10 protein-coding genes are annotated in these 12,763 nt (G+C 73.2%); 7 read left to right on the top strand and 3 right to left on the bottom strand.

What is annotated here, in order from left to right; genetic code table 11:
- Nucleotides 1–51 precede the first annotated feature (51 nt).
- Entirely contained in the window at nt 52–1,023 is a 972-nt protein-coding gene (locus C4U44_RS01765; RefSeq protein WP_103883756.1) for a hypothetical protein, read from the top strand.
- Between the two features lie 246 nt (nt 1,024–1,269).
- Here the strand turns inward: C4U44_RS01765 and C4U44_RS01760 are convergent, their stop codons facing one another.
- A complete protein-coding gene (locus C4U44_RS01760; protein WP_200823105.1) occupies nt 1,270–2,037 on the bottom strand; it encodes a bifunctional DNA primase/polymerase in 768 nt (255 codons plus the stop codon).
- Between the two features lie 209 nt (nt 2,038–2,246).
- Here C4U44_RS01760 and C4U44_RS01755 point away from each other — a divergent pair, with 209 nt between their 5' ends.
- The 4 genes from C4U44_RS01755 (at nt 2,247) to corA (ending at nt 7,252) form a co-directional block, all read left to right on the top strand.
- Complete coding sequence (locus C4U44_RS01755; RefSeq protein ID WP_235031733.1) at nt 2,247–2,900, top strand: biliverdin-producing heme oxygenase; 654 nt, start codon at nt 2,247–2,249, stop codon at nt 2,898–2,900.
- A 437-nt stretch (nt 2,901–3,337) separates the two neighbouring features.
- The gene (ddaH, locus tag C4U44_RS01750; protein ID WP_407642759.1) at nt 3,338–4,150 is read left to right on the top strand and encodes a dimethylargininase; all 813 of its coding nucleotides are present in this window, start codon (nt 3,338–3,340) and stop codon (nt 4,148–4,150) included.
- Between the two features lie 334 nt (nt 4,151–4,484).
- Complete coding sequence (locus C4U44_RS01745; protein WP_103883753.1) at nt 4,485–6,128, top strand: phytoene desaturase family protein; 1,644 nt, start codon at nt 4,485–4,487, stop codon at nt 6,126–6,128.
- Nucleotides 6,125–7,252, top strand: a complete 1,128-nt coding sequence (corA, locus tag C4U44_RS01740; protein WP_103883752.1) for a magnesium/cobalt transporter CorA — start codon at nt 6,125–6,127, stop codon at nt 7,250–7,252. Before C4U44_RS01745 ends, corA begins: the two co-directional genes overlap by 4 nt.
- 104 nt (nt 7,253–7,356) lie before the next feature.
- Here corA and C4U44_RS01735 read toward each other — a convergent pair whose 3' ends face one another.
- Complete coding sequence (locus C4U44_RS01735) at nt 7,357–8,409, bottom strand: small ribosomal subunit Rsm22 family protein (RefSeq protein ID WP_103883751.1); 1,053 nt, start codon at nt 8,407–8,409, stop codon at nt 7,357–7,359.
- Nucleotides 8,410–8,804: 395 nt separating this feature from the next.
- Here C4U44_RS01735 and C4U44_RS01730 point away from each other — a divergent pair, with 395 nt between their 5' ends.
- The gene (locus C4U44_RS01730; RefSeq protein ID WP_103883750.1) at nt 8,805–10,373 is read left to right on the top strand and encodes a sugar transferase; all 1,569 of its coding nucleotides are present in this window, start codon (nt 8,805–8,807) and stop codon (nt 10,371–10,373) included.
- 188 nt (nt 10,374–10,561) lie between these two features.
- Here the strand turns inward: C4U44_RS01730 and C4U44_RS01725 are convergent, their stop codons facing one another.
- Nucleotides 10,562–11,509, bottom strand: a complete 948-nt coding sequence (locus tag C4U44_RS01725; protein ID WP_103883749.1) for a GDP-L-fucose synthase family protein — start codon at nt 11,507–11,509, stop codon at nt 10,562–10,564.
- Nucleotides 11,510–11,689: 180 nt separating this feature from the next.
- On the opposite strand from C4U44_RS01725, the gene gmd reads away from it, so the two are divergent.
- Entirely contained in the window at nt 11,690–12,703 is a 1,014-nt protein-coding gene (gmd, locus tag C4U44_RS01720) for a GDP-mannose 4,6-dehydratase (RefSeq protein ID WP_103883748.1), read from the top strand.
- Nucleotides 12,704–12,763: the final 60 nt, after the last annotated feature.

Genomic DNA, 12,763 nt, shown 5'->3' with positions numbered 1-12,763 from the left:
CCCGGTAGTGTTTGCGCGATCCCACCGGGTACGAAGGAGAGCCGACGCGCCATGATCCGCCGCAGGTTGTGCCTCGGGGCCGCCGCCATCGCGCTGACCGTGCCGCTGGCCGGTTGCGTGACGGTGCACGGCGAGCGCGCACTCATCCCGTCGATACGGCCCGCCGAGGCGGCCAAGGTGCTGGCGAACTTCGCCACGCAGAACAACAAGGCGACCAAGTCGTACGACCAGCAGGCGATCACGTCGATCGAGGCGGGCCCGCTCGGTGCGATCGACGAGGCCGGGGTGCGGGCCAAGCACGCCAACAACCCCCAGGGGAACCCGAAGTACTCGGCGCTGAAGTTCTCCGACCAGAAGTACTTCATCCCCGAGCAGCGCGGCTGGCCGAAGTTCTTCGTCGCCGAGGCCCTCACCAACCGCAGCACGAACGAGCGGTGGCTGCTCGCCTTCCGCCGCGGCGCCCCCACCGATCCGTGGAAGGCGGACTACCTCGGGGTGGCGGTGCCCGGCTCGCTGCCGGACTTCGCGGTCGACAAGCACGGCCACGCGGAGTCGGTGCCGCTGGCGGGCACCGATCTGCTGGTCCAGCCAGGGCAGTTGAGCGCCCAGTACGCCGACTACCTGGACGGCGGGAAGGACGCGCCGCAGGTGTTCGCCGACGGGCCGGCCACCTCCGGGCTCAGGACGAACCGCGCGAGTGCCGCGCGCACCGCGAACACGGTCACCCAGTACGCCGATCAGCCCGACTCCTCGGGGGACTTCAGCCCGATCGCGCTGCGCACCACCGACGGCGGCGCCGTGGTCTTCTTCGGCTCCCGCCACCAGTCCCGCGCGACCTTCCGCGCGAGCTACCACCTCAGCCTCGACAAGGACACTCAAGCGCTGACCTCGGGCACCCCCAGGACGTCGATCACCCTCGCCCGCGTCTCCCAGAACATGGTGACCGTTCCTCGGAAGACGTCCACGGCGAAGGTGGGCTTTCTGAGCAATCTGACCGGGCTGGTCTCAGCGAAGGGGTCGTAGCCCGGGTGCCCCTGACCCTCCGGGGTGCCCCGTCTCGTTGCTACGGGACCTTGCGGTCCGCGGCGGTTGATCGCGCAGTTCCCGGCGCCCCCCGGTTTGTGACCCTCTTTTCGCGGAAGGAGCCGCACCTACCCAGGGGCGCGTGGGGGCACCTCCCAGCCGCCAGGCTGGGGGAGAACTGCGCGAGCAACCTCCCACCGGCAGGTGGTCCCTCGACCGGCGGAACGGGGCAGGCGGGTGGGTCCGTCAACGCCCCCACGCGAGTGGCGCCTCGGGCTCGTAGCCGAACTGCGCGCACGCGTCGGTGAGGACGGCGAGGACCGGGAGCGGGTCGGGAAGAGGCAGATCGGGGCCGTGGCCGTCGAGCCATTCGACGGAGTGCCCGGAGGGCAGTCGCGCGGGGGGCAGGAGGACGTAGCTGCCGCGGCAGTGCCAGCGGATACCGGGGTGCTCGTCGGCCGTCTCCGGGTGGGAGTCCAGCACGCACGGCCACCACTCGTCCTCGTCGGCGGGCGTGCCCCGGGTGGCCGTGAAGAACAGCAGCCGGTCCTCGCCCAGCGCGGCGACGGGTCCGAGAGTCGCCCCGTCGACGATCAGCCGCTCCAGGGCGAGCCGGCCCGCCTCCGCGGGCACGTCGAGCACATCGTGGTCGATGCCGGTCGCGGTGACGAAGTTGGCCAGCGGATGGGCGCGCAGCCAGTCCTCGACGCGCTGCGGCTCGGTGGACGCCTGGGTCTGCCAGGCGAGCGAGACGGGGTGGAGGCCCGGGATGGGACAGCCGATCCGCTCGCACGAACAGCCGAAACCGTCGGGGTGGGCGGCGGGGACCAGCCGGAAACCGGCCTGCGCGGCGGCCCGGACCAGGTCGTCGCGGCGGGGGTCGTGCACGGACGGGCGCGGGCGCGAACCGCGGGAGGTGCGCGAGGCCCTGGCGGGGCGGGGAGCGGCGTAGGAGGACGATGCGCTGTCCGCGCCGCGGCGCAGCCAACCGGACAACCTTTTCCTGCCTGCCATCGAGCTCCTTCCCTCTCCCCCGGGCCCGCCGCGCGGTACTCGACACGGTACGCGGGCGGTGGAGGCAATCCTGCCTCTTGCCAGGATTGAACGCCCACTCGGGGTGGAAGTCTTCCCGCGCATCCTTTACCGACGGGCTGTCGGCAAAGGATGCGCGTGCCGCGCGGCACGCCAGCTCAGGGACATCCACGACGCCCCAGGAGTTCACCGTGTCCACGCCACCCTCCGTCGCCGCCCCCTTCTCCGCCGTGATCCGCTCCGCGAGCCAGGACCAGCACACCGAGGCGGAGAACTCGCCCTTCATGAGCGACCTCTTCGGCGGCCGCCTCGATGTCGAGGCGTACACCCGCTACACCGAGCAACTGTGGTTCGTGTACCGCGCGTTGGAGGACGGCGCCGCCACCCTCGCGGGTGATCCGGTGGCCGGGCCCTTCCTCCACCCCGCGCTCCTGCGGGTGCCCGCGCTGGAGCGCGACCTCGATCATCTGCGGGGCCCCGGGGCATGGCGGGACGCCGTTCCCCTGCCCGCCACCGCCGCGTACGCCGCGCGGATCCGCGAGGTCGCGGGGACCTGGCCGGCGGGCTATGTCGCACATCACTACACCCGCTACCTCGGCGACCTCTCGGGCGGGCAGGTGATCCGTGACACGGCGGAGAAGAGGTGGGGCTTCGCCCACAAGGGGGACGGCGTCCGCTTCTACGTCTTCGACGCCATCGGCAATCCCGCCGCCTTCAAGCGGGGCTACCGCGCCCTCCTCGACGCGATGCCCCTCAACAGCAGCGAACGCGAGAGGGTCCTCCGCGAGTGCGGTCGCGCTTTCCAGCTCAACACCACGCTCTTCGCCGAGCTCGGCCGCCCCTGACCCCGCGGGCTGCCCCGTCCTGTGGGTTCCGGGACCTTGCGGTCCGGCTGTGGTCGGCCGCGCAGTTCTCCCCCAGCCTGGCGGCTGGGTGGGGGTGCCCCCGGCGAAGCCAGGGGGAGTGCCCCCACGCGCCCCTGGTTTGTGACCCTCCTTTCGCGGGGGGACCCGCACAAACCAGGGGCGGGGGGAACTGCGCGAGCAACCCACCACCGGCAGGTGGTCCCGCACCCCACAGAACGCACCACCCCCGGGGCACCCCCACCGGCAGGTGGTCCCTCAACAGACAAGAACAAGCCACCCGAACGGGTCAGGGACATCCCGCGAAGCGAAGCGCACAATTCTGGTGGAAGACCCCGCGTCCTCCCCCCGGACCGACCGTCCGGCGGGAGGACGCTGCGTTCCGGTCAGGCACTCAACCACCCTTCGAGGAGCCCCCATTGCGCACTGCTTCACCCCGCCGGTACCTGATGTGCCCACCGGCGCACTACCGCGTGACGTACTGCATCAACCCGTGGATGGACCCGAGGAAACCGGTGGACCCGGCGTTCGCCCTGTTCCAGTGGGAGGACCTCCGCGACCGTTACCGCGCGCTCGGCCACACCGTCGAGGTGATGGACGCGCTGCCCGGGCTGCCCGACATGGTCTTCGCGGCGAACGGCGCGACCGTCGTGGACGGCCGGGTGCTGGGCGCGAGGTTCGCCAATCCCGAGCGGGCCGCGGAGGCGCCGGCGCACCTGGAATGGTTCCGCGGGCACGGCCACACCGACATCCAGGAGCCGGACCACGTCAACGAGGGCGAGGGCGACTTCGCGGTGACGTCCTCCTGGCTGCTGGCCGGGCAGGGGTTCCGCAGCAGCCCGCTGGCGCACGACGAGGCGCAGGAGTTCTTCCGGCGCCCGGTGATAAGTCTCGAACTCACCGACCCCCGCTACTACCATCTCGACACCGCGCTGGCCGTGCTCGACGACACGGCCGACGAGATCATGTACTTCCCGGGTGCCTTCTCCCCGGGCAGCCGTGCGGTCCTCCAGCGCCTCTTCCCCCGCGCCCTCCTCGCCACCGAGGAGGATGCCGCCGGCTTCGGGCTCAACGCGGTCAGTGACGGGCTCAACGTCCTGCTGCCGCGTGCCGCCGCCGGCCTCTTCGCGCCCCTCCGCTCCCGCGGGTTCGTCCCCCACGCCGTCGACCTCTCCGAGTTCCACAAAGCCGGCGGCAGCGTCAAGTGCTGCACCCAGGAACTCCGCCCCTGACCCACCCGGCTGCCCCGCCCCGCCCGTTCGAGGGACCACCCGCCGGTGAGGGGCTGGGGGTACCTCCCAGGCGGAGCTCTGGGGGAGCGCAGTTCTCCCCCAGCCTGGCGGCTGGGAGGTGGCCCCACGCGCCCCTGGATTTGTGCGGCTCCCTCCGCGAAAGGAGGGTCACAAACCAGGGGCGCGGGGAACTGCGCGACAAGCCACCGCGGACCGCAAGGTCCCGCAAACCACAGGACGGGGCACCACGGAGGGCACCCCCCACCGGCAGGTGGTCCCGGAACCGGCAGGACGGGGCACCCCGGCGGGTCAGGGGCACCCGTACAGTGCGGGGATGGACGTATCGAGCAGCCCTGCACAGCAGGACGTCGTGGTCGTGGGCGGCGGCCACAACGGCCTGGTCGCCGCGACCTACCTCGCCAAGGCGGGCCGCAGCGTACTGCTGCTGGAACGCCTCCCGGCGACCGGTGGCGCCGCGGTGTCGACGCGGGCGTTCCACGGCGTGGACGCCCGCCTCTCCCGCTACTCCTACCTCGTCAGCCTCCTGCCGAGGAAGATCGTCGACGACCTGGACCTGCGCTTCGCGGTGCGCCGCCGCCGCATCTCCTCGTACACCCCGCACGGCGACGCCGGCCTCCTCGTGGACGCGGAGGACTCCGCCCGCACCCGGGAGCAGTTCGTCCGACTGACCGGTTCGGAGCGGGACTTCGACGCGTGGCAGCGGTTCTACGCGATGACCGGGGAGGTCGCGCGGCGGGTCTTCCCGACGCTCACCGAGCCGCTGCCGACCCGCGCGGAACTGGAACGCAGGGTCGGTGACGCCACGGCGTGGGAAGCGCTGTTCGAGCGGCCGCTCGGCGAGACCGTGGAAGCGACGTTCAGCGACGACGTGGTGCGGGGCGTGGTCCTCACCGACGCGCTGATCGGCACCTTCACGCACGCCCACGACCCGTCGCTGCGGCAGAACCGCTGCTTCGTGTACCACGTGATCGGCGGCGGCACCGGGGACTGGGACGTGCCGATCGGGGGGATGGGCGCGTTCACGGACGCGCTGGCGGCGGCCGCCCGCGCGGCGGGCGTCCGGATCGTCACCGGCGCGGAGGTGACCGCGATCGCCACGGACGGCAAGGTCGCGGAGGTGACGTACGAGGACGTCGAGGGCGGCGGCACCAGGACCGTCGGCGCCCGCGATGTGCTGGTCAACGCCTCCCCGCACGCGCTCGCCGGGCTGCTGGGCGCCGAGCGGCCGCCCCGGCCGGAGGGCGCGCAGCTGAAGGTCAACATGCTGCTGCGCCGCCTGCCGCGGCTGCGGGACACCTCGGTGGACCCGCGGGAGGCGTTCGCGGGCACCTTCCACATCGCCGAGGGCTACCGGCAGTTGCAGACGGCCTACGAGCAGGCGGCGGCCGGGCGGGTGCCGGACGCGCCGCCGTCGGAGATCTACTGCCACTCCCTGACCGACCCGTCGATCCTCTCGCCCGAACTCGCCGCCGCCGGCACGCACACGCTCACCCTGTTCGGGCTGCACGCGCCCGCGCGGCTGTTCGCGACGGACCCGCAGCGCGTGAAGGAGGAGCTGCTCGCGGCGACGCTCGCCCAGCTCGACGCGGTGCTCGCCGAGCCGCTGGCGGACTGCCTGGCCACCGACGCGGACGGGCGGCCGTGCCTGGAGGCGAAGTCCCCGCTCGACCTGGAGCGGGAGGTGGGCCTGCCCGGCGGGCACATCTTCCACCGCGACCTGTCCTGGCCCTACGCAGACGAGGATGCGGACGCGGACAGGGGCGGGAATGCGGACGCGGCGGGCGGGAACGGTGAACGGCTCGCGCACGTCGACGTGACGCAGGCCACGGGACGTTGGGGTGTCGGCACCGGATATGCGAACGTCTTCCTCTGCGGCGCGGGCGCGGTCCGCGGCGGCGGGGTCAGCGGTGTCCCCGGTCACAACGCGGCGCGAGCGGTACTGGAGAGGGCACGATGACGGACAGGTCCGCGGTGGTCCAGCGCAAGGACGGTTCCCGGCGCGGCTTCGGCCGCCAGTGGCGGCGCGGCGGCCGCTGGCACTCGCTGGACGCGGAGGGTCAGGACGTCCCGGAGCAGCGGCGCTGCACCGCCGACGTGGTGGTGGACTGCGCGGTGTACGAGGACGGCTGCCGGGCCGCCTCGCTGCCGCCGCAGCAGGCGCTGGACGAGGCCCGCAAGCGCGGCGGCTTCGCGTGGATCGGGCTGCACGAGCCGGACGCGGAGCACCTGGAGGAGATCGCGCAGGTCTTCGGGCTGCACGCGCTCGCGGTCGAGGACGCGGTGCAGGCGCACCAGCGGCCGAAGCTGGAACGGTACGGCGACACGCTGTTCCTGGTGCTGAAGACGATCGTCTTCGTCGAGCACGAGAAGCTCACCGCGACCAGCGAGGTGGTGGACACCGGCGAGGTGATGATCTTCCTGGGCCCGGACTTCGTGGTCGTGGTCCGGCACGGCAGCGCGCCCGGGCTGGCCCGGGTGCGGCGGGCCCTGGAGTGCCGCCCCGAGATGCTCTCCCACGGCCCGGCCGCGGTGCTGCACGCCATCACCGACCAGGTCGTCGACGACTACCTCGACGTCGCCGACGCGGTCGAACTCGACGTGGACGCCCTGGAGTCCGACGTCTTCTCGGCCGGGCACGGCGACGACGCGGAGCGCATCTACCAGCTCAAGCGCGAGCTGATCGAGTTCAAGCACGCCGTCTACCCGATGGCCCGCCCGCTCGAACGCCTCACGGAGGGCGCCGACGGTCTGGTCAGCGCCGAGATGGGCCGCTACTTCCGGGACGTCTCCGACCACGTCTCGCACGTCCGCGAGCGCCTGGTCGCCTACGGCGAGCTGGTGGACGGCCTGCTTTCGGCCAACCTCAGCCAGCTGGCCGTCCAGCAGAACGTCGACATGCGCCGGATCAGCGCGGCCGCCGCGATCCTCGCCATCCCGACGATGATCGCGGGCTTCTACGGCATGAACTTCGAGCACATGCCCGAGCTGCACTGGACCTTCGGCTATCCCCTCATGCTCGCGGTCACCGCCACGCTCTCCGCCTTCTGCTACCGCGCCTTCCGCCGGGTCGGCTGGCTGTAGCCCGCCACGGCATCCGGCCACCGCGCTCCCTGCGGGCCGACCCGATCAGCGCCGCGCGGCCGGTCGCCGTCCGATCACCCTCCCACCGGCCGGTCGCCGCGCGGTCACTCGCCGTCCGGGCTGCCGCCGGAAGCACCGCCCTGCTCGTCCCGCGGCGGCCACGGGTCGCCCCAACGGGCGTCGCGGACCGCGCGGTACAGCGGCCCCTGGCGCTTGCTGACCGTCGTACGGGTCAGGTCGCCCGAGGCGGCGCACAGGTCGAGGAGCACCTGGCCCTTGCGGGTCTGCGGGTGGCGGACGATGCGCGCGGGGGCGGGGGCCGCCGCGGCGGCGCGGGTCGCGGCGACGTAGCTGAACTTCTCGTCCTCGTACGGGAGGGTGCCGCCCTTGACCTGGCGGTGGAGGGCGGAGCGCGGGACGCGCGCGGCGAAGTGGCACCAGTCGGTGCCGGTGATCGGGCACGTGCCGCTGTGCGGGCAGGGCGCGAGGACGGTCAGCCCGTCCGCGACGAGGCGGTCGCGGGCGGCGATGATCCGGGCGTAGCCGTCGGGGGTGCCGGGTTCGGCGACCAGCAGGACGCCGCCGGGCGAGGTCGCGGCGGTGGCGGCGGCGACCACCGCGGCCCGGTCGGCGGGGGTGAGTTCGCCCAGGACGTAGGAGACGGTGACGAGGTCGGCGGGCGGCAGCGCGGGCCCGCCGGACAGCGGGGACCGGGTCCAGGTGGTGGCGCGGACCGCGGGCGTGACCGCGTCGGCGGCGAGTGCCCGGCCGAGGTCGAGGGCGGCCTGGGACCAGTCGAGTACGGTGCCGGCCGGGCTGTCGTGCGCCGGCCAGGCGTCGGCGACGGCCCACCGCGCGGCGCCGGTGCCGCCGCCGAGGTCGAGATGCGTCGCGGGGGTCCAGGCGCCGGTGCGGTCCCGGAGGGCGGCGAGCGCGGAGCGTACGGCGGCGTAGGTGGCGGGCATCCGGTACGCGGCGTAGGCGGCCGCGTCGGCGGCGTCCCGCAGGACGGGTGCGGCGGTCGGGGTGCTGCCGCGGTACTTCTCGATCAGCCGGTCGACCTGGGCGGATGCCTGGGCCGGGGCGGTCGCGGCGAGCCTGCGGGTGAGCGCCGCGGCGAGATCGTCGGGCAGATGCACGGTGGGAACGAGGGACACGAGGCCCTACTGTAAGGGGCCGTCCTCATGCGTTGCGCCCCTTACCGCGCCCCGGGCGCCGCCCCCGCTACGCCCTACATCCGCAAGCTGACCACACGTGACACACAGGTTAACGGTGTCATGACATCGGCTCGAATATGCGCAATCAGCAGCGCAACGGGCCCCCGGTGGCTTAGCGTTCGCTGGTGTCACGGTGTGCCAGCACTTGGGGAAGTGCTGGGGCGCCAATAGGTCGCGATGTGCCAGGGGGGTCCATGCGGCGTATCGAAACAACCCCGGCAACACCTGCCATACCCGTCATATCCGTCGAGGGCGAACCACGAACGCGATCCGCGCGGGGCAGGGCCCGGCGCGGGGTCGACACCAGGGCATCGGGAACCACCGATGCCCTTGCCATGCCTGGGGTTTCCGGGGTTTCGGGCCGGTCCGGACCGTCCGGCAGGCCCGGACCGTCCGGCGCGCCCGGGCCGTCCGGCGGGCCCGGCGGGTCCTACCGGGCGCGCGCCGCGCACGCCCTGCACGGCTGGCACGGCGTCCACCGGGTGCACAGCACCTACGGCGACAAGGCGCCCTGGTACCTGCCGTTGACCCTGACCGCGGACGCGGTGGGTGCCGCCGTCCCGGTCGCCCTGCTCCTGCACCGCGCCGGGGAGCCGCACGCCACCGCGTGCGGTGCGGTCGCCGCGGCGTCCTGGCTCGCGGTGCGCGCCTACCGCCGCCGCTACGCCGCCGACGTGCTCGGGGAGAGCAGCGGCCCGGCCGCCCTGATCGGCGACTGGCTGGTGCTGCTCGGCGTGCTGGCGGTGCTGCGCACCGCGTTCCAGGAGAGCGCGAGCGCGTCCGTGGCGCTGGCCGGGGTCGCCGTCGCGCCGCTTCTCACCGGCGCCGCGCGGGTGGTCACCCACCAGCACCTGACCGCCGCGCGCCGCTTCGCGCAGGCCGTCCGCAGGGTGCTGGTGATCGGCGAGCCGAGCGCAGCCGACCGCGTGGTGGACCACCTCGCGGCCAGGACCGACCACGCCTACGTGGTGGTCGGGGTGGTCCCGGTGGGCGGCGCGAAGCTGGAGTGCGGGGCGCCGGTCACCTCCCGGCTGGGGCCGGTCGCGCCGAGCGGGCCGGCCGAGGACGCGGGCATCGTGCTGGGCGCGGTCCGCGAGCACCGGGCCGAGCTCGTGCTGGTCGCGCCGGGCGCGCGGATGACCGCGGAGCGGCTGCGCCGCCTCGCGTGGGCGCTGCACGACGCGGGCGTGCCGATGGCGGTGGTCCCCGGTCTGGTCGACGTGGGGGTGCGCCGCATCCAGCTCGACGCGCCGGCCGGACTGGCGATGCTGCACATCGCCCCGCCGACCAGGAACGGCGCCCCGGTCGCGCTGAAGACCGCGGTGGACCGGGCCGGCGCGGCGCTCGGACTGCTCCTGCTCGCGCCGCTGTTCGCGGTACTGGCCACGGCGATCCGGCTCACCTCGCCGGGTCCCGCCTTCCACCGTCAGGTCCGCTACGGGCGGGCCGGCGAGCCGTTCACCATGTGGAAGTTCCGCACGATGGTGGTCGACGCGGAGTCCCGCAAGGCCGAGTTGGAGCGGGCCGGCGGCAACGAGCACGACGGCCTGATGTTCAAGATGCGCCGCGACCCGCGGGTCACCCGGATCGGCCGGGTGCTGCGCCGCTGCTCGCTGGACGAGCTGCCGCAGCTGCTGAACGTGCTGCGCGGCGACATGTCGCTGGTCGGCCCGCGCCCGCCGCTGCCCGACGAGGTGGCGCGCTACGACGAGATGGCCCGCCGCCGGCTGGCGGTACGGCCGGGCATCACCGGGCTGTGGCAGGTCAGCGGGCGCAGCGAGCTGTCCTGGGACGAGACGCTCGCGATCGACCTGCGGTACGTCGACAACTGGTCGCTGGCCGGCGACGTGGACGTGATGGCCCGCACCCTGCGGGCGGTCGTCGACGGACGCGGGGCCTACTGATGGAGCTGCCAAGAACCGGCGGACCGGGCGATCACCGCACCGGTTGCCGCGGCGCGGGCCGCACCCGTGGCCGCGGCTGCGGTCCGGACGGCACCGCCGAGCTCGGCGAGGACCCGCACAGACCCGCCGCGCCGGTCCGCCCGCGCGGCGGCGCGGACGCCGTGCGGAGCGCCGCCCGGGGGCCGCGTTCACGCGGCCGCCGGGCTGCCCTGCCGCCAGTCCGCGTAGACCGCCGCGATGCCGTCCCGCAGCGCGATCCTCGGCTGCCAGCCCAGGGCGCGCAGCCGGGAGATGTCCAGCAGCTTGCGCGGGGTCCCGTCGGGCTTGCCGGTGTCCCAGCCGATGGAGCCGCGGTAGCCGACCACGTCCCGTACCGTCTCGGCGAGTTCACGGATCGTCAGGTCCTCGCCGCAGCCGACGTTGACCGGCTCGTCCGCGTCGTACGCCCGCAGCAGCAGCGCGCAGGCCGAGGCGAGGTCGTCCACGTGCAGGAACTCGCGGCGCGGGGTACCGCTGCCCCACAGCACCAGTTCGGGCAGACCGTCCCGCTCCGCCTCGTGGAAGCGGCGGATCAGCGCCGGCAGCACGTGCGAGGTCGCGAGGTCGAAGTTGTCGCCCGGGCCGTAGAGGTTGGTGGGCATCGCCGAGACGAACCCGGCGCCGTACTGCCGACGGTAGGACTGGACCTGGACGATGCCGGCGATCTTCGCCAGCGCGTAGGCCTCGTTGGTGGGCTCCAACGCGCCGGTGAGCAGGGCCTCTTCGCGGATGGGCTGCGCGGCCAGCCGCGGGTAGATGCAGCTGGAGCCGAGGAAGAGCAGCCGGCGTACGCCCGCCTCGTGGGCGCCGGCGATCACGCTGAGCTGGATTCTGAGGTTGTCCTCGAGGAACTGCACCGGGTAGGTCGAGTTGGCCATGATCCCCCCGACCCGGGCGGCGGCGAGCACCACCGCGTCGGGCCGTGCCGTGCGCAGGTAGGCGGCGGTGCCGGCGGCGTCGCGCAGGTCGAGTTCGGCGCGGGTCCTGGTCAGCACCTGGTGGCCGTCCGCGGTGAGCCTGCGGGCGATCGCGGAGCCGACCAGTCCGCGGTGGCCGGCGACGAATATCCGGGCGCCGGGCGGCAGCAGTTCGGTCATGGCGGCGATTGTGCCAGCCGGTCCGGGCGGCGCGGGGCCGATCCCATCATTCCGTCAATTCCCTGAATTCGGGCGAGTTGTCCTGGCACCCTGACCCGGGTGCCCGCTCGACCCTTCTCCTGACCGTTTCCTGAACGTTCCCGACCACTTGCTCGACCACACCACCCTGGGGGGACACACGTGGCCAAAACCGCTCTCATCACGGGAGTCACCGGGCAGGACGGCTCGTACCTGGCCGAACTGCTGCTGTCGAAGGGCTACACCGTGCACGGCATCGTGCGCCGCTCGTCGTCCTTCAACACCGAGCGGATCGACCACATCTACCAGGACCCGCAGCAGGCGGACCGCTCGCTGGTCCTGCACCACGCCGACCTGTCCGACGGGGTGGCGCTGGTGAACATGCTGCGCGACATCCAGCCGGACGAGATCTACAACCTGGGCGCCCAGTCGCACGTGCGGGTCTCCTTCGACGCGCCGCTGTACACCGGGGACGTGACCGGGCTCGGCTCGCTGCGGCTGCTGGAGGCGGTCCGGGCCAGCGGCACCGACGCCCGCGTCTACCAGGCGTCCTCCTCCGAGATGTTCGGCGCCACCCCGCCGCCGCAGAACGAGCACACGCCCTTCCACCCGCGCAGCCCGTACGCCTGCGCGAAGGTCTTCGGCTACTGGGCGACGGTCAACTACCGTGAGGCGTACGGGATGTACGCCGTCAACGGGATCCTGTTCAACCACGAGTCACCGCGCCGCGGCGAGACCTTCGTGACCCGGAAGATCACCCGCGCGGTGGCCCGGATCAAGGCGGGGCTGCAGGACCGGCTCTACCTCGGCAACCTGGACGCGGTGCGGGACTGGGGCTACGCGCCGGAGTACGTCGAGGCGATGTGGCGGATGCTCCAGCGTGACGAACCCGAGGACTACGTGGTGGCCACCGGACGCGCGGCCACCGTACGGCAGTTCCTCGACACGGCCTTCGCGCACGCCGGCCTCGATTCGGCCCGGTACGTGCGCTACGACCCCAAGTACGAGCGGCCCAGTGAAGTGGACGCGCTCATCGGCGACGCCTCCAAGGCCCGTGACCTGCTCGGCTGGCAGGCCCAGGTCAGGGTGGAGGAGCTCGCCCGGCTCATGGTGGACGCCGACGTCCGGCAGGTCGAGGACCAGCTCGCGGGTGCGGGCGTCCGGATCGACAGGTGATCACGAGTTCCCGCAGTTCCATCACGGTCGGACCCGTCCGGCACGCCGGTATGTCCGGTA

It is taken from the genome of Actinacidiphila yanglinensis, from assembly GCF_900107965.1.
Lineage (GTDB): Bacteria > Actinomycetota > Actinomycetes > Streptomycetales > Streptomycetaceae > Actinacidiphila > Actinacidiphila yanglinensis.
Note: the sequence above shows the minus strand (reverse complement) of the source record. Positions and strands in the feature narration are given on the sequence as shown.